17 protein-coding genes, 1 pseudogene and 1 riboswitch are annotated in these 16,427 nt (G+C 33.3%); of the genes and pseudogenes, 13 read left to right on the top strand and 5 right to left on the bottom strand.

The window, feature by feature from the left end:
* Positions 1-17: 17 nt before the first annotated feature.
* From BFG57_RS05450 to BFG57_RS05440, 3 genes are all read left to right on the top strand, one after another.
* The gene (locus BFG57_RS05450; RefSeq protein ID WP_069716461.1) at positions 18-896 is read left to right on the top strand and encodes an SDR family oxidoreductase; all 879 of its coding nucleotides are present in this window, start codon (positions 18-20) and stop codon (positions 894-896) included.
* Positions 897-1,646: 750 nt separating this feature from the next.
* A complete protein-coding gene (locus BFG57_RS05445) occupies positions 1,647-2,705 on the top strand; it encodes an SDR family oxidoreductase (RefSeq protein ID WP_069716460.1) in 1,059 nt (352 codons plus the stop codon).
* Between the two features lie 11 nt (positions 2,706-2,716).
* Entirely contained in the window at positions 2,717-3,523 is an 807-nt protein-coding gene (locus tag BFG57_RS05440; RefSeq protein WP_069716459.1) for an alpha/beta fold hydrolase, read from the top strand.
* Between the two features lie 259 nt (positions 3,524-3,782).
* Here BFG57_RS05440 and BFG57_RS05435 read toward each other — a convergent pair whose 3' ends face one another.
* The 3 genes from BFG57_RS05435 to BFG57_RS05425 form a co-directional block, all read right to left on the bottom strand.
* The gene (locus tag BFG57_RS05435; protein ID WP_069716458.1) at positions 3,783-4,046 is read right to left on the bottom strand and encodes a hypothetical protein; all 264 of its coding nucleotides are present in this window, start codon (positions 4,044-4,046) and stop codon (positions 3,783-3,785) included.
* Between the two features lie 264 nt (positions 4,047-4,310).
* A complete protein-coding gene (locus tag BFG57_RS05430) occupies positions 4,311-4,961 on the bottom strand; it encodes a VOC family protein (RefSeq protein ID WP_069716457.1) in 651 nt (216 codons plus the stop codon).
* Positions 4,962-5,178: 217 nt separating this feature from the next.
* Positions 5,179-5,814: a flavin reductase family protein gene (locus BFG57_RS05425; protein ID WP_069716456.1), complete on the bottom strand. Its 636-nt coding sequence runs from the start codon at positions 5,812-5,814 to the stop codon at positions 5,179-5,181.
* A gap of 76 nt (positions 5,815-5,890) precedes the next feature.
* Here BFG57_RS05425 and BFG57_RS05420 point away from each other — a divergent pair, with 76 nt between their 5' ends.
* On the top strand, positions 5,891-6,580 hold the full coding sequence (locus tag BFG57_RS05420) for an ArsR/SmtB family transcription factor (RefSeq protein WP_069716455.1): 690 nt from the start codon (positions 5,891-5,893) through the stop codon (positions 6,578-6,580).
* A gap of 131 nt (positions 6,581-6,711) precedes the next feature.
* Positions 6,712-7,338, top strand: a complete 627-nt coding sequence (locus BFG57_RS05415; protein WP_069716454.1) for a GyrI-like domain-containing protein — start codon at positions 6,712-6,714, stop codon at positions 7,336-7,338.
* A 260-nt stretch (positions 7,339-7,598) separates the two neighbouring features.
* Here the strand turns inward: BFG57_RS05415 and BFG57_RS05410 are convergent, their stop codons facing one another.
* Positions 7,599-7,841 (bottom strand): hypothetical protein, encoded by a 243-nt coding sequence (locus BFG57_RS05410; RefSeq protein WP_069716453.1) that lies wholly within the window; start codon positions 7,839-7,841, stop codon positions 7,599-7,601.
* Between the two features lie 325 nt (positions 7,842-8,166).
* Between BFG57_RS05410 and BFG57_RS05405 the strand changes: the two genes are divergently transcribed.
* The 7 genes and pseudogenes from BFG57_RS05405 to BFG57_RS05375 all read left to right on the top strand — a co-directional run bounded on the left by BFG57_RS05405 (position 8,167) and on the right by BFG57_RS05375 (position 13,498).
* On the top strand, positions 8,167-8,643 hold the full coding sequence (locus BFG57_RS05405; protein ID WP_069716452.1) for a GNAT family N-acetyltransferase: 477 nt from the start codon (positions 8,167-8,169) through the stop codon (positions 8,641-8,643).
* A 66-nt stretch (positions 8,644-8,709) separates the two neighbouring features.
* Positions 8,710-9,252 (top strand): annotated as a pseudogene (locus BFG57_RS05400) (DUF4269 domain-containing protein).
* A gap of 447 nt (positions 9,253-9,699) precedes the next feature.
* On the top strand, positions 9,700-10,260 hold the full coding sequence (locus BFG57_RS05395) for a cupin domain-containing protein (RefSeq protein WP_069716451.1): 561 nt from the start codon (positions 9,700-9,702) through the stop codon (positions 10,258-10,260).
* A gap of 386 nt (positions 10,261-10,646) precedes the next feature.
* The gene (locus BFG57_RS05390) at positions 10,647-11,363 is read left to right on the top strand and encodes a PepSY domain-containing protein (RefSeq protein ID WP_069716450.1); all 717 of its coding nucleotides are present in this window, start codon (positions 10,647-10,649) and stop codon (positions 11,361-11,363) included.
* Between the two features lie 233 nt (positions 11,364-11,596).
* Entirely contained in the window at positions 11,597-11,947 is a 351-nt protein-coding gene (locus tag BFG57_RS05385) for a VOC family protein (protein WP_069716449.1), read from the top strand.
* 45 nt (positions 11,948-11,992) lie between these two features.
* Positions 11,993-12,280 carry a hypothetical protein gene (locus BFG57_RS05380; protein ID WP_069716448.1) on the top strand — a complete coding sequence of 96 codons (288 nt, stop codon included), beginning with the start codon at positions 11,993-11,995 and terminating at the stop codon, positions 12,278-12,280.
* 549 nt (positions 12,281-12,829) lie between these two features.
* A complete protein-coding gene (locus BFG57_RS05375) occupies positions 12,830-13,498 on the top strand; it encodes a deoxynucleoside kinase (RefSeq protein ID WP_069716447.1) in 669 nt (222 codons plus the stop codon).
* Between the two features lie 701 nt (positions 13,499-14,199).
* On the opposite strand, the gene BFG57_RS05365 is transcribed toward BFG57_RS05375, so the two are convergent.
* The gene (locus tag BFG57_RS05365; RefSeq protein WP_069716445.1) at positions 14,200-14,421 is read right to left on the bottom strand and encodes a spore germination protein; all 222 of its coding nucleotides are present in this window, start codon (positions 14,419-14,421) and stop codon (positions 14,200-14,202) included.
* A gap of 401 nt (positions 14,422-14,822) precedes the next feature.
* Positions 14,823-14,970, top strand: a riboswitch (FMN riboswitch).
* Between the two features lie 347 nt (positions 14,971-15,317).
* On the opposite strand from BFG57_RS05365, the gene ribD reads away from it, so the two are divergent.
* The gene (gene ribD / locus BFG57_RS05360) at positions 15,318-16,403 is read left to right on the top strand and encodes a bifunctional diaminohydroxyphosphoribosylaminopyrimidine deaminase/5-amino-6-(5-phosphoribosylamino)uracil reductase RibD (RefSeq protein WP_069716557.1); all 1,086 of its coding nucleotides are present in this window, start codon (positions 15,318-15,320) and stop codon (positions 16,401-16,403) included.
* Positions 16,404-16,427 lie beyond the last annotated feature (24 nt).

Below are 16,427 nucleotides of genomic sequence, written 5' to 3'. Positions count from 1 at the left end.
AAGTGAGGATGATAAACATGAAAGCTTTAAAAGGAAAAATAGCTGTAGTTACTGGTGCAACTCGAGGAGCAGGTCGAGGTATTGCGATGATGCTTGGTGAAGCGGGTGCAACTGTATACGTAACAGGTAGAAGTACTAGGGGGAATCTTTCTGCAATGGGAAGAAAAGAGACGATTGAGGAAACAGCCGAACTTGTTTCAAGTCAAGGCGGAATAGGCATTCCAGTTAGAGTTGACCATACGTGTGAAGAAGATGTAAAAGAATTATTTGAAAAAGTTAAAAAAGAACAAAATGGTCAACTTGATATTTTAGTGAATGATGTATGGGGAGGCGATCCACTCACTGAATGGGAGACACCTTTTTGGAATCATAATTTAGATAATGGTTTACTTATGCAGAAGAATGCGGTTCAATCTCATATTATAACGAGCCATTACGGTGTACCTCTTATGGTGAAGAATAAAAAAGGATTAGTGATAGAGATTACTGATGGAGTTGATTATCAATATCGAGGTAACTTATATTATAGTTTAGCGAAAATTTCTGCGATCCATTTAGCTGAAGCGATGTCTCAAGACTTATCTCCTTACAATATTACAGCATTAGCAGTGAGCCCAGGCTTTCTTCGTTCAGAGGCGATGTTAGATTATTTCGGTGTCTCAGAAGCTAACTGGCAGGAAGGTGCGAAAAAAGATCCACATTTCATCGCATCAGAAACTCCGTTCTTTCTTGGCAGAGCTATCGCTGCATTATCCAGTGATCCTAATGTACATGAAAAAACGGGGCAAGCACTTAGTTCATGGGGATTATGCAGAGAGTATGGATTTACAGATATTGATGGAAGAAAGCCTGATTGGGGTAAACATTTTGAAGAAAATGTATTGAAGAAAATGTAAAATAAATTCCTACAAGAGTAATGTTCTTATTTTTATCATTAAGGTTTGTTTTAATGTTGATGTAAAAAAGCCAATCCTATTATTTCGAAATTAGAGGGGGTTTCCATAAATCTGAACTTGAATTAATTAAGGGTGAAGTGGATAACGTACTGAAAATTAGTGCACCTCCTTATTGTCTTATCAAATTGTTATTATCAATTTGAGGATCTGCATTCTTGTATAACTCTCAAATTCAAGTCGTAACTTCTCATTAGCATTTGTGAGAAGATATGATTTGTACATATAGGATGAAATTAATAATAAGGATAGTTTAGTATAGTCATTTCTATTCTTCGCATAATTTTTGTTAACGATTTTTAAATCAAGTAATTTGAAAATCATTGTATTTTAATACACTGGTTCTCCTAAACTTTCAGATTGTTCGGATTATTACTGTAGCGCATGCTATGTTTGACTTTAAAATAACAATAGATATATAGGGTAATGTAAGTTTGTTTCCCTGTAGTGAATAAGCTTTATTTCTACTTATCTCACTTCTTCTGCTCGTTTCCCTTACTTTCCCACCTATTTTACCCCCTACTCGTGGCTTACATCTAACGAAAATATAAATATGGTTTATTCGCGATGCAATGGTACAAAATCAATAATTATTTTTTTTTAGTAAAAATGTCAACTAAAAAACTAATAATTTGATTGGAATTTACCTGTATAAATAGTACATTATTAGTATAGGTGAAGGAGTGAACATCATTGAATATCATAATTACTGGTGCAACAGGATTCGTGGGAACACGATTAACTAAAGAATTGTTAGAAAAAGGGCACAACGTATTTGCGTTAGTGCGCAGTGAACGTAAAGAGAAGATGCTTTATGAAAAGCTACCTGAAAATTTAACTCAAAATCTTAATATATTACGTGGAGATATATCATCCGCATTACTAGGTCTATCTGAAGGTCTATGTAATGAATTAACTTCTAAGATTGATACAATTTATCATGTAGCTGCATATCTATCATTTGATGATAGTGAACGTGAACGTACGTTTCAAATAAATGTAGGCGGTACCAACAACGTTCTTGAGTTTGCCAAAAGAATAAAAGTTCAAAACTTTTTCCACGTGAGCACTGCTTATACGTTAGGAAAGAAAGAATTCGGTAAGGAAGAATTACATTCAGTAGATAATGAGTTTGTTAATAATTATGAAGAAAGCAAATGCCATGCTGAGCATTTATTAACAGAGTACAAAGACAATTTCAATATTAGTATATTCCGTCCGGCTATTATTGTTGGTGATTCGAAAACAGGTGAGGCTGAATCAAACTTTGCTTTATACGGAGTATTACGCAGTTTCTCATTATTGAAGAAGCGGATCGAGCGCAATAAAGAGCTATTAGAAAAAAAGATAAAGTTCATGTGTAATGCACATACTAATTCGAATTTTGTGCCTGTTGATTATGTAACGAAAGTATTAGTAGCAGGTCTTACACATGCTGAAAACGGTAAAATCTATCATATTACGAATTCAAATCCGCCATCACATCAAGTTGTATTTGAACTGATGAAAGAGGCGCTGAACTTAAATAATGTTGAACTTGTGCCAGTGACTTATAAAGGAGTCTTAAGTAAGATGGACAAGTTTGTCAATTCAGCTGCACAAGTATTTCATCCGTATATGGAGAAGTCAGTTCGATTTGAAGACAAGAACACAAAGCTATTACTGGAAAGAGCGAGCGTGCAACCTGTTGTTATGGATAAAGAGATGTTGCGCAATATTATCTTCGCTTTTAGTCGTCCAGTACGTGTATAGGTGACTAGCTTATGAATATGTATTATGAAGTTCATAAGAGCCATCCAAGTCATGAGTGGATTTGTTTCTTTCATGGATTAGGTGGCAGTCATCGAATGTTTACGAAACAACTGGATTCATTAAAACAAGATTATAATTTATTGTTGTTTGACTTGCCAGGACATGGTGCATCTGGAAGTATTGATGACTATTCACATAAAGAGTTAGCGACAACGGTGTTGATGTTAATGAACTCTCTGCATATTAAAAAAGCACACCTGCTAGGTATTTCGCTTGGAACGATCATTATGCAGGAAATTTGTTATAAAGCTCCTGAAAGAGTGCTTTCAGTTATTAATGGTGGAACAGCAGTTGAAATTAAGCAGTGGGGATATTGGTTAGCGAATATCGTTTTTTCCCCGATCTCTAAAGTAGTCATTCCTTATTTGTGGAACTATAAAGCACTAGCTTATCTTTTTATGCCGAAACAAAACCATAAACGTAGCCGCCACTTTTTTATTCAAGAAGCAAAAAAAATGAATCGAGAAGATTATTTTAAATGGTGTGATTTCGTCGTGAAGACGAATGCACGTTATCGTTATATTCGTTCAAAAATAAAGTCAAGTATTCCTCAAGTTCACATTATGGGTGCAGAGGACCACATGTTTTTAGAAGGTGTTGTTCGAAACTTCCGACCTGAAAATGTTCGCATTATTGAAAAGTGTGGCCACGTTTGTAACCTTGAACGAGCAAAAGAATTCAATAAGCATATGGTAAAGTTCTTGCAAGATCAAAAAGTAAATAAAGCTGAACGAGCAAAAGCCGTTCAAATGAATTAGTAGCAGTGCATTTGCGCTGCTACTTTTTGCTGTTTACCTAATGATTTAGGCATATTTATTACGTGTCAACTGAAACTAAGACTCCCACTTCAAAACTTAGGAGAATCAACGAAGTTTAAGTGGGAGAGGGCTATGGTCATCTTTATGGTATAAGGTTCAGTAATTAACTGATTGGTTAACTATAAGTGGAGGATAAAGTGAAAGCCCCACTTATGGAAGTTTCACTTTATCACGATGAAATAAGTAATTATGAATGAACCTATTTTTTAACTTGTATTGACTTATAAGTAAGATAAACGAGTGGGGTGATAATTAAAATAATTCCAATTGCAATAAGAAACGCGATAGTGTTAGGTACATGACTATATTTTAGTTTATCTATTATTTCCATCCCTAAGAGAGATAAACTTGTTCCATTGCCATCCATACTTATTAGTTTGTTATTAAGTTCAAAACTTTTAATTATAAAATATCCCCCAGTCAAAATCAGCATAAAAGGTATGATTTTCTCGTATAGGTTCATACGGACTTCCTCCATTTCAAATTATTTTATCACTTGTCAACTGACGCTAAGACTCCACCTTCAAAACTTAGAAAAGCAAGCGAAATTTAAGTAGGAGAGGGCCTTTTACCTGATTGGTTCAACTAACTGTAAGTGGATGATGGAGGAAATAATCCACTTATGGAAGTTTCACTTTATTCAAAAAGTCATGAATATTAACGTGAATGTAGGATTCGTATCAATTCAGTAAAACGATTAGATTTCATCGAAATGTTATGAATATATCTAACACCCATTATTGCTAATAGTATATGGTAATGAAGGATGTTCCCATCTATGAAAATTAACACCATTTATTGCGATTTTTATAGGATGTATCGTTGCTGGTCGTTCAGTTGGATACCAATGTCTTCCTTCTTTCACTAATACAAAAACTCCAAATTCATCTCCGTAAAATGCAAATGTGTCACTAATATGTTTCATTTCATCTGTCACAAAAGAAGCAAATAAATTTTGTAATTCTTTTACTGACTTTGACGGCATACCAACCTCTCCAATGTCAAACCAACCGAACGGTTCTTGTTCATCATATAGAAATGGTCTTACGAGCATTTCTAGTATGTTTCCATCTGGGTCAGTGAAATAGGCTTGTTTTCCTTCCCAAAATAGTAGTGTTTCTCCAGATTCATTTGGTAGTAAAATGTGAAGAACTTTTATCCTTTCATACATATGGTCAAAATAACTATCATTTGTACGAAGGCAAAAATGATAAAACGGAATATGACTAGATCTTTCGAAGGTTAACATCGTCTTTCCTGCTTTTACAGAAAACAAGTTATCCTCTTCTGTAATTAACTGCATCTGTAATACATTTGTATAAAACTGCTTCATTTCATTAAAATTAAAGCTTTTCAAAGTGATTTCGTTAATTTTCATACTAATGTCACTCCTTATATAGCCTTTATAATTTATAAGTCAATTATAAGGGGCGAGAAATATAAACACATTAGACAGTAGCATGAATAAAACTACAACTTTTGGATGAGTTTATTACGTGTCAACAACGTATAAGTGGGAGAGGAAGAAAACTCCACTAATGTAAGCTTCACTTTAAGTAATGAATGTTGCTCTACTTAAACTTTTAACCTTTTTTTCATGTTTCTGAACGAAATGTTTTTCCTACCTCATTTCCAAGTCCAAAATAATGACGGAAATTATAGATTAGTGGGTTCCATTTTGATGGGTCAACATGGTTTTCATTAATAGTGATATCTTCATGAGCGTGTACTTGTATGGCTTTTATCTCAATAATTGCAAAATTAGATGAATGCTCAGGGATACGAACTTTTGTTACTTTTGCTTCAATTTGTAGTGGACATTCTACAATACGAGTAGGTTGTACAAATGTTGACGAAATAGGAGTTAAGTTACTAATTTCATATTTTTCTTTATTATATGTAAATCCATTATCTTTCTTATAATCTGGAACTGGATTCTTTCCCGTATAAGGTGCAAGTCGTTCTACATGCTCCCATAATGATGCATTGGGGATGTTAATAACACATTCACGATGTCGTTTAATATTTTCAAACGCTTTTCCATCAAGACCAATCCCTAATACAATACAGTCTCCCAGTGCCCAAGATGAAGATAGCGGACTAATGTTAACCGTTTCATCTGCATTAAGTGTCGTAAGTAAAATAACAGGTGTTCCATAGTAAAGGATTTTCGGTTTAATCATTTTTGTTTTCTTAATATTGTTTGTATGTTTCAATGCTTTTTCCTCCATTTCATGTCATTGATATAATTGTATACTGAGTAAATTTCGATTATCATCGAAATATGAAATGCATAGGAGGAGTCAAATGAAATCGAACACAAATGTTGCAATGGTTGCAAGTTTGGTAAGTGAACGCTCTCGTGCAGCGATATTAACAGTTCTATTAGACGGTAGGTTTCATCCAGCAAGTGAATTGGCCTACATGGTAGGAATCAAACCACAAACAGCAAGCTTTCATTTATCTAAAATGGTTGAAGCAAATGTTGTTACAGTGGAACAGCATGGAAGGCATCGATATTACGGCATTTTCAATCAAGAGGTGGCTCAAGTTATGGAATCACTGTTATCCATTGCTCCACCAATTGAGATTAAATCATATAATCAAGCTTCTGAAGACAAAGCGATCCGTTCGGCCAGAACTTGTTATGACCATCTTGCTGGAAGTTTAGGCGTACAATTGACGAGTGCTTTATTACATTCAGGTATTTTAAATGAAGAACAAGAAGATTTTGTAGTAACCGAAAAGGGAAAAGATTTTTTTGAAGGATTTCAAATTAACTTAGTTGAAGTAAAAAAGAAGCGACGTTCATTTTCTAAGAAATGTTTAGACTGGAGTGAACGCCGTCATCACCTTGCTGGAGCATTAGGAAGTGTACTCTTAGAAAGATTGCTGGAGTTAAATTGGATTGAACGTATACCAAAAACAAGAGCAATAAAAGTAACGAATGTAGGTAAACAAGGTTTGAAAGAAACATTTTCAATTGAGATAGAGTAAAAGTAAATAAAATCTATAGGATCTGATTGTCAGATGATTTGTAATGCCTTTATCGAAAATACGGTAAATGTTGTATATGTATGTACTAAAACAAGTTTTGAGCAAGAAAAATTAATGAAAAGGAGTGCAAAATGTCTAAAATAGATTATAAAAAAGTATATAGCATGGTATACAAAGCATCATCAAAAAAAGCAGCAATTGTAGATTTTCCTACTTTGCAGTTTATAGCTATTAAGGGTGAAGGAGCACCAGATAGTGATCGATTTATACAATCAATTCAAGCTTTATATGGTATTGCTTATACGATTTCAATGAGTTATAAGAATGATAGTTTACAAATACCAAATTTTGAACGTTTTGTTTGTCCACCATTAGAAGGCCATTGGAGTACATTAAATGGAGCAGTATACGATGGCAAGGATAAAAGTGTTTTTGAATGGGAAATTAGAATAATGATGCCAGAATTTGTTACTCAAAATTATTTTGAAAAAGCAAGAAGTATTGTATCAGCGAAAAAGCATAATCCAAAATTTCATGAAGTAGCTTTAATCACTAGAGAATCAAAAAAACATTGTGTAATGATGCATGTTGGATCGTTTGATACAGAAATTGAAACATTTAAAATAATGGAAGCGTACGTTAAGGAAAGTGGTTATCAGCGTAAAGAAAAAGATCATGAAGAGATTTATTTAAGTGATTTTAGAAAAGTAAGTAGTGATAAGCTAAAAACTGTTCTAGCTTTTGAAGTTGAAAAATAATTTTTTTGATTTTTTACAACTCTATACAACAAGTGATGTTTAATGAATTTTGTCTTACAAGCATACTAGCTATTAAACAAAACTTAGTATAGAAGGGCTAAGAGAAAACATTTTTAATTGAAATGACACAGAAGTAAGTGAATTTTCTATTCTTCAATTGTTAGATTTATAGTTATTACCTAATCATCAGCGAAGATGTAATAAACTACTGATGATTAGGTATACTTAATCTTGAATGTTGACGGCAAAATCAGGATCTCCTAATAACATTTTGGCTTTTTTGTTAAACAGATAAATATTGCAAGTAGTGCGATCGTTGCAATGATAATATTTGGTAAAATTCCTATTAAAAAAATGAACTGAATTAGTTGATCCATTAGGGAAGGATTTCTTGAAAATGCAATTACAAAGCCTGCTCCACTAATTCCGAATGCAATTGCAACCCCAGCTAATGCAATGAATCCACCTAAGCAAAGGCAACAAAATGATTTGAAATCTTCCATTTTTTCACCTCCAACAATAGTATATGATTGATTGGCTTATCCAATTATTGTATAATCTAAATATTTCAATCTATTTTTTATCACGTGTCTACTGATGCTAAGACTCCCACTTTAAAACTTAGATAAGCAAAGAAGTTTAAGTGGGAGAGGTCCTTGGTCATACCGTTGTGGTAGCAAGCGTCAGTCATTACCTGTTTGGTTCAACTAACCATTAGTGAGGGATGAAGAAAAACCTCCACTGATTGAAGTTTCACTTTATGAGTAATGTAAGAGGAACATCATTAAGTTAACGTAATAATGATTTTATTTGAGTGGGGGCATAACCATGCAAGTTATACATACAACCGAAGTTGACAAGAATATAATATCTGAATTTTTCGAAAAGCACTGGGGTAGTTCTGAGATGGTCATATCGAGTGGAATTTTTCAGTGTGATACGTTAGATGGTCTCGCAGTACTAAACGAAGAAGAATTAATCATTGGTTTATTAACGTATATTATTGAAAAAAATGTGTGTGAGATTATTTCGCTTGATAGTATTGAAAAGGGAAAAGGGATAGGAACAAGTCTTCTAGATACTGTAGAACAGATGGCTAAGGAAAATGGGTGCGAGTATATGAAAATAATAACAACTAACGATAATCTTCATGCACTTGGTTTTTATCAAAAAAGAGGTTATCAGCTAATTCAAGTTATCCCTGATGCAGTAGAGAAGGCGAGACAAGTTAAGTCTGAAATTCCATTTATTGCGGATAATGGCATTCCGATTCGTGATGAAATCGTAATTGAGAAATCACTTTGATGATGTCGTGTTAATCTTCTTTCATTTTATCTAGCTATTTATGTGAATAAAGGTAGGTGTAGGGTTATAAAATTTAATAAAATTAACTATTTAAAAGAAGGAAATAGTAAGCAACGAAGGGCTTATGATGCAATCAATAATTTAGGGATTATGGAAAGTTTGGATGAGTATCATCCAATTTTGTGTGGAACTCTTCCCTTAGGTATTGACGTTGAAGGTTCAGATCTAGATATTATTATGCAAGTGGATAACATTCAGCAATTTAAGTCAAAAATAACACACTTATACGAATATAAAGAAGCATTTCGATCAAAGCAGTTATTGATAAGGGATGTTCCAACTATAAAGGTGAATTTTTATTAAGAAAGATTTGAATTTGAACTGTTTGGTCAACCTGTACCCGTTTTTAAGCAGAATGCGTATATACATATGATTATTGAATATGCCTTAATGAACAAATACCCACACATGAGAAATGAAGTAGTCCGTCTCAAAAAGCTCGGAATAAAAACGGAGCCGGCTTTTTGCAAACTGCTAGGGTTAAATGGTGATCCCTATAATGAATTGATTGAATTTGCTAAGAAATCGGATATGGAAGGTGTTAACTGAGAAAAGCTCTCTGTTTCCAAATTGTCACATGCTTTCTTTGACGTAGGAACATCTTCATGTATAATGAAATGGAAATGAATGTTTGAGATGAGGGTGATTCGATTGCAAAGATGGAATCGATGGTACGTGTTAGCTTTTCTAGGTGTGTTCAGCCTTGTTTGGGGCACCATCTTTTTCTTTTGGATTGTTGTACAATAAAATGGAATTGACAATTACATAGTGTATTCCTTTGGCAAGAATGAGTGTGTTATGGAAAAGACGTTATAAACCGCTGATAAGAAATCGGTTTATAACGTCTTTTGTTTGTTTTTTGGTAGTTTATATATCTTTCGTAAGAGGATTTTATTATCAAAATTCTTCTTTTAATAGGTGAGATTGTTTCGAAGTACGTTTCCTTAATTAGTGCATAGTATGATTTTATACAACGGTGAAGGGATTTGAGGGAAAATGTACAATACTCCATATTTTTATCCATATCTTTACCCTTATTATATTAATGGACAAATTTATACTTATGGTAGTTCTCCTGTTTACAGGACTACTGCTAATGAAAGCAGATTCTATTCATCATACTCAATTAACAGTAATGGAGCTGATTTTTTTGAGGATTATGGAAAAAAACCACTTGTTTTCAATATCAATGAAGCAACAAAGCTGAATAATACGTATCGTACTGCTATATGGACAGGACCATATTTACAAGCTACTTTAATGAGTATTGATGTAGGTGATGACATAGGTTTGGAATTACACCCTGATGTTGATCAATTTATTCGTGTAGAACAAGGAGAGGGGCTCGTTCAAATGGGAGAGACGAAAGAAAATTTGAAGTTTGAAAGAATAGTGTATGATGATTATGCTATTTTCATACCTGCTGGAAAATGGCACAATCTAACTAACATAGGAAATACCCCATTAAAACTTTATTCAATCTATGCTCCTCCTAACCATGCATTTGGTACTGTCCATGTTACAAAAGCAGATGCTTTGGCTGCTGAAGAAGGATAACATATTTTAGAAGCAATAATATGTATTAATAAAACGAAAGTAAGTAAATAAAGGAGTTATAGTATGAAAAGAAGTGACCTTATTTCTATTATAGAGTAAGGCTTTTTTTATAGGAGTATATTCTGTCACAATTTTGTACGACAATATTCTCTTTTATTCCCAATAAATTAATATAATACCCATATATTAGAAATGATATGAAGGTGATGTAGAGTTATTTCTAAATCTTTGTAAGAAACTAAAGTAACTTAACCAAAAAAGTACAGTAGAATTCCGTTATTTTATGTAAAGGGATGAACAATCTTTAAATTTAGTTACACATTTGTCCATGTTGATTTTTCTTATTATTATTACTGATTGTTAATCTTTGAAAGGGAGTGGATGAAGTGAAAAGAAATTGGAATAAAACATTAGGTGTAGTGGTATTGAGTACAGCTTTATTTACAAGTCAAACAGCATTTGTAGGTGCAGAGGAGAATACTGATTGGAAGATTAATTCTGAAGTAAGTTCAGTGTGTGAAGTTAAAAGCATTGGTTCTACTTTTATAAGGGGAGACATAGTTGACCAGTTAGTAAAAGATGAGAATGATATTCTTGAGTTTTTTGAAGTAAACAAAGATTACTTCCACTTGACAGCGGATAAATTAGAATTGAAATCTGCAGATATAGATGATTTAGGTATGACACATTATACATTCCAACCTAAAATAGAAAATATTCCTATTGATCAATCAAGAGTAATCGTTCATGTGAGTAAAGAAGGGAAAATAGTTGCTATTAATGGAGAATTCCACCCAAATGCACCAACAAAGCTCGAACAAACAATAGAAATTTCTAGTAGTGATGCCAGGGAAGCTGCTTGGGATCATATCGGCATTAACCGAGAGGAAGCAGATGTGATATTACAGATATCAGAAAATGAAACATTTGAAAGTCTTAGTGAATCGAGTGAATTAGTTGTATACCATGAGAATGGAACTTACACATTAACATATCGAGTAGAACTTCAATTTATTGAGCCTGACCCAGCAAACTGGGAAATCTGGATCAATGTCGAAAATGGCGACATTGTAAAAGCTAGAAATAAATTAAGATATCTGTAGGAAATTGAACAGGTAACCAAGCTGAACGTAAAGTAATCTCGAAATGAGCAACTGTTGTTGTATATTTTGGGATTACTTTTTTGTTTGTTTCGTTTTTACAGAAAGAAGAGTGCCAAAAAAAATTATGAGAGAACTATTGACCTGAGTTTTCTACATTTCATATCGTATTGGATTGAAAAATGAAGTAAAATACTGGATAATAGGTGAGGTGAATTTATGAAGGAGGGAAATATGTGATTCCAATCATAAAGCAAATTAGCACAATATTCATTCCAGTTAGCGATATTGAAAAAGCTCGTGATTGGTATTGTGATTTATTAGGATTACCATCAGATGGTGAAATTTTATTTGAACATTTATACATACTGTCTATGGACGGAACAAATATTGTATTAGATAACAAAATATATTCAGAAGATAATATTTTTAAAACACCACTATTTCATTTTAATACGAAAAACATTAACGATGCTTTTGAATACGTAAAGAGTAAAAAAATAGAAATAACAACAAATATCGAAAATGGCCACTGGTTTAATTTTAAAGATAGAGATGGTAATATTTTAATGATTTGTCAATGTTAGATTTATTCGTATTAAAGAAGTAGTTTATTAGATTGGAGATTCAAAATGAATAATACGCATGTTAATAACACTCATTCTATTGGTCCAGTGATTTTAGGGATTTTTACGATAATTACTCCTGTAGTAATATATTTTTCATCATTATCTTTAATACTAGAGATTATTGGATATCTTGGTTGTTTAGTTTTTAATTCGATAGCATTGAAGGTATCTAATGAAGAAATTGAAAAAAGTAACAATGAGAACTCGGATGATCTAGCATATACAAGTAAACGACTGAGCCTTTTAGGGATGTTCATTTTATTACTGTTTATGGTAGGAATGATTATTTGACTTTCTATTAATGTATTAAGTATATGAGGAATGATTATGAATTCCATGTTTAGTTCAAGTGGAAAGTGAGCGGAGAACATCACATCTTACAAAAGGAGTGTAGATGCCTTCACCAAGATTCTAAAATTATAAATAAAATATATTATAGTCATATATATAATAGTAAGCTATTTTATTAGATAAGTGGTTGAAGTGATTATGTATTGAATAACGAGTAACAAACTAATAAAGAAATGTTAATAGTCTTGACAAGCATAGGTTTAGAATTGTTAAATAGTCAAGGTAGAGTTAATGATGAAATAAGTTTTGGAAAAGAATACAACGAGGAATTACAGGTTTATACAAAGAACATCTAAGTTAATGAATTGTCCAGGAGAAGAGGGCGTCGTAATTTTAAAAAAACTCTAATAATATTTTAAAGACTTCTTAAAGGTTAACTACTACTTTAGGCTGCTTATATGTACACACGTGAAAATGAGTGTGATTTAGGGCATTGATAAAATTATAGAGGGTGTTCGGTATTTACCTGTTAAACAGGTGAGGGAAGTGATGACAGTTATAGTTGTGTCGGGGATGATAGGTATTGGTAAGACAAGCGTAAGTGAATTGTTGGCTAAAGAATTGGGTTCAACTGTTTATTATGAAAGTGTAGATGATAACCCAATATTACCGTTATTCTATCAAGCGAGTGAGGAAGAAATTCAGGCGAAGCGTTATCCATTTTTATTGCAGTTATACTTTTTGAAAACAAGATTTCAGGCTATTAAGAAAGCGTATAAAGAAGATAATGCTGTATTAGATAGATCGATATATGAAGATTGGTATTTTGCGAAAGTAAACTACGATCTAGGTCGGATTAATCAACTAGAATTTGAGATTTACGAAGGTATCTTATATGAAATGATGAAAGAGATTGACGGTTTACCATATAAAAAAGCACCTGATTTAAATATTTATTTAAAATCAAGTTTTGAAACAGTTATGCATAGAATTGGGTTACGTGGACGTGACTTCGAACAAGATAAAGGCTTAACCGAATATTATCGCACATTGTGGTCGGGTTATGATAATTGGCTTGAAAATCATTATACAGCAAGTCAAACAATTGTTGTCAACATGGATAAAACAGATGTAGTTAATAGTACTGTTGATGCTATGAAAGTAGTTGAAGAAGTGAAGGCGAAGCTATTACAACAAAAAGTGATGACAGCCGTATAAAGGTAATAAAAGTAACGCAGGAAATAATGAAATTGTTCATTTCTGCGTTACTTTTATTTGTTTATTATTGAATCGCACATGAGTCTTTCGTAAAGTATCGTGCTTGATAAAGGTAAATACCTTCTTGTATTAATTGAGTGAGAAATCCGACAATACAGTTGCAATCAAATCACAATGAAAAATATTCTTTCCAGTCTTGAATAAATTGTTCTTCAGTCACTTTAAAAGTATCATATAGTTCATCATTAATATCCTGTCTTCTAAGGTTTTCTATAAAATCAAATATCTTTTCGTTGCCATATTTGTCATTTATGTAATAAATCATAGACTCATAGGTTTCATACCCTCGTAAATATGATTTTACCAATCTCATTATCTTTAATTATTTCTTCTTGTTTAACTTTATAAACTTTCCCTTTCCAAACAACAAAATTATGAGCCAAAGATAATGCTTGAACAGAGGAAGTGAATATAAGTGAAAACAATAATCAAGACAAGGGGATTTTTTCATAAATACCTCAAACTGTCATAAGTTATTTCGTTATAACAGTAAGAATTGGAAATTATAAATAGTTATCAGAACCATAAACAAACCAAACCAATGTAGAAAATAACAATCGAAATCTTGTTAGCGGAAAATTTTTATAATATTAACAAATAGTGATCTTTGGTGGAGATTATATTTGAGAGGACTCACTTCCTTATACATTTCTAACTATAGGCTGATCGATGATGTCTGGATCGAGATTGTTTGTAAAGCTAATGCAATTGTTCGTATTTACGAAGTTACCAATATTAGCGCCTCCTGCGCCTGAATAAAGTTTTAGATTTCTTTTTGGAGAAGTGTTTAATGAATCTCCGAAATTCACAATTCCACTAACACTATCAATATTTATGGGCAACCCTGCGATAATTGAAGGCATGATCAATCCCCCTAAAAACCAATTGTAATGCGGTATTGCAATTGGCTCATTTCAAAGTTAATCCTTATCATTTACTATATGAAATCAAATTAATTTATGTTCATGGATTGGATTTGGTTAGATGTTAAATGTGAGTTCTGATGATTGTTTTATAACATGATTTTTACGTATAAGTTTGGTAACAAATCAAGAAACCTTATCTATCTTTCTTGCAATTTTAGGATATTACTGATAATATATTTTCAACCGAGAACCTGTAGAATTTTGATAGGAATTCGGGAGCGAAGTAAGATTTTAAGGGGAATTATAGTAAACTAACTTTCAACGAAAACCCCTTAAAATAATTATTTTTTAATACTTGAAGTAACTAGAGGATATTGTAAGTACAATTGCATAATAGTGTATTCCTTCGGGGCAGGGTGGAAATCCCTACCGGCGGTGATGAAACGAATTGTTTCTTAGTCCGTGACCCGTCTGCTAGTATTGCAGCCGGTGGACCTGGTGAAACTCCGGGACCGACAGTTAAAGTCTGGATGGGAGAAGGAAAAAATACAGGTGAAGTCTGTATACGATGAACTACTTCAGTTTATGAGGCAGTTTTTTAAGACGACCATATTTGTATAGTAAGGTGAAGTGTAACCTTTTTTATATACAAAAAATTGGATGTTTTATTAGCGTATGAGCAGGTTTCTTTCTGATGCTTTCTTAATCTATGAAAATAGATTAAGTTTATTTCTCATACCATCATAAATTCTAACCCCCTTAGGAAATTCCTAAGGGGGTTTTTGCTATTTCACGAAGAGGATATAACAGAGCAACACGAGTTAAATAGTTTAACAAGTACACTTATCCTTCAAGTTATGTCAAAGGTATTTGAGAAGGAAGGAGGGAAATCCATGAGTGATGAATCGTATATGAAATTAGCAATTCAGCTTGCGCAACAGACAAAAGGTCAAACGAGTCCTAATCCAGTAGTTGGAGCAATAGTAGTCAAAGATCATGAAGTAGTTGGAGTTGGTGCACATTTGAAGGCAGGTGAAGCTCACGCGGAAGTCCATGCATTGCAGATGGCAGCAGAGAAAGCGGTTGATGCTACTTTATATGTAACGTTAGAACCTTGTAGCCATTATGGCAAAACACCTCCGTGTGCAGACGTTGTCATTGAGCATGATGTGCGTCGGGTTGTTATTGCAACAACTGATCCGAATCCTCAAGTGTCTGGTAAGGGGATAAATAAGCTAAAAGAAGCTGACATTGAAGTTAAAGTGGGAGTATTACAAGAAGAAGCTAGTCGTTTAAACGAGAAGTTCTTCCACTATATTCGAACGAAGACACCTTATGTAACATTAAAGACTGCTGTTAGTCTTGATGGCAAGACAGCCACATCTCAAGGTGATAGCAAGTGGATAACTGGGCAAGAAGCACGTATGGATGTTCATCGATATCGACATGAACATGATGCAATCTTAGTTGGAATTGGAACAGTATTACAAGATAACCCTAGTTTAACGACTCGATTACCTGATGGGGGGAGAAATTGTATAAGAATCATTTTAGATCATCATTTGCGAATTCCGTTAGATGCTCAAATCGTAAATGATAATGAAGCACCAACATGGGTTGTCACAACGGAAAGTGTACCAGCTGCAAAAGTAAGAGAATTAGAAAATAAAGGTGTGCGAGTTATCAAACTAGCAAGAGACATAATTTCAATCGAAGAATTGCTCATTCGACTCGGTGAAGAAGAGATTACTTCATTATTTGTTGAGGGAGGTGCTACAGTGCATGGAAGCTTTCTAACTGCGGGAGCATTTCAAAAAGTAATTACTTATGTCGCCCCAAAATTAATAGGGGGAAAAGAAGCACCTAGCTCGTTCCTTGGTGAGGGAATTCCGTTTATCGATAAGGCAATGAGTGTTGACATTCAATCATTTGAAAAAATCGGTGAAGATCTTAAAGTTGTAGCTGTTCATAAAGGTTAAAGGAGAGTCTTTTTGAAAAAGCGA

Source organism: Bacillus solimangrovi, assembly GCF_001742425.1.
In the GTDB taxonomy this organism is placed as follows: domain Bacteria; phylum Bacillota; class Bacilli; order Bacillales; family Bacillaceae_N; genus Bacillus_AV; species Bacillus_AV solimangrovi.
The sequence above is the reverse complement of the archived record's forward strand: the minus strand, read 5'-3'. Positions and strand labels throughout refer to the sequence as shown.

Bases quoted from the DNA above. Each gene is read 5' to 3' on its own strand.
- BFG57_RS05425 (WP_069716456.1), bottom strand. From the start codon at position 5,814: ATGGAGGAAAAAGCATTGAAACATACAAACAATATTAAGAAAACAAAA.
- BFG57_RS05405 (WP_069716452.1), top strand. From the start codon at position 8,167: ATGCAAGTTATACATACAACCGAAGTTGACAAGAATATAATATCTGAA.
- BFG57_RS05420 (WP_069716455.1), top strand. From the start codon at position 5,891: ATGAAATCGAACACAAATGTTGCAATGGTTGCAAGTTTGGTAAGTGAA.
- BFG57_RS05435 (WP_069716458.1), bottom strand. From the start codon at position 4,046: ATGAACCTATACGAGAAAATCATACCTTTTATGCTGATTTTGACTGGG.
- BFG57_RS05365 (WP_069716445.1), bottom strand. From the start codon at position 14,421: ATGCCTTCAATTATCGCAGGGTTGCCCATAAATATTGATAGTGTTAGT.
- BFG57_RS05395 (WP_069716451.1), top strand. From the start codon at position 9,700: ATGTACAATACTCCATATTTTTATCCATATCTTTACCCTTATTATATT.
- BFG57_RS05440 (WP_069716459.1), top strand. From the start codon at position 2,717: ATGAATATGTATTATGAAGTTCATAAGAGCCATCCAAGTCATGAGTGG.
- BFG57_RS05430 (WP_069716457.1), bottom strand. From the start codon at position 4,961: ATGAAAATTAACGAAATCACTTTGAAAAGCTTTAATTTTAATGAAATG.
- BFG57_RS05450 (WP_069716461.1), top strand. From the start codon at position 18: ATGAAAGCTTTAAAAGGAAAAATAGCTGTAGTTACTGGTGCAACTCGA.
- ribD (WP_069716557.1), top strand. From the start codon at position 15,318: ATGAGTGATGAATCGTATATGAAATTAGCAATTCAGCTTGCGCAACAG.
- BFG57_RS05410 (WP_069716453.1), bottom strand. From the start codon at position 7,841: ATGGAAGATTTCAAATCATTTTGTTGCCTTTGCTTAGGTGGATTCATT.
- BFG57_RS05415 (WP_069716454.1), top strand. From the start codon at position 6,712: ATGTCTAAAATAGATTATAAAAAAGTATATAGCATGGTATACAAAGCA.
- BFG57_RS05375 (WP_069716447.1), top strand. From the start codon at position 12,830: ATGACAGTTATAGTTGTGTCGGGGATGATAGGTATTGGTAAGACAAGC.
- BFG57_RS05380 (WP_069716448.1), top strand. From the start codon at position 11,993: ATGAATAATACGCATGTTAATAACACTCATTCTATTGGTCCAGTGATT.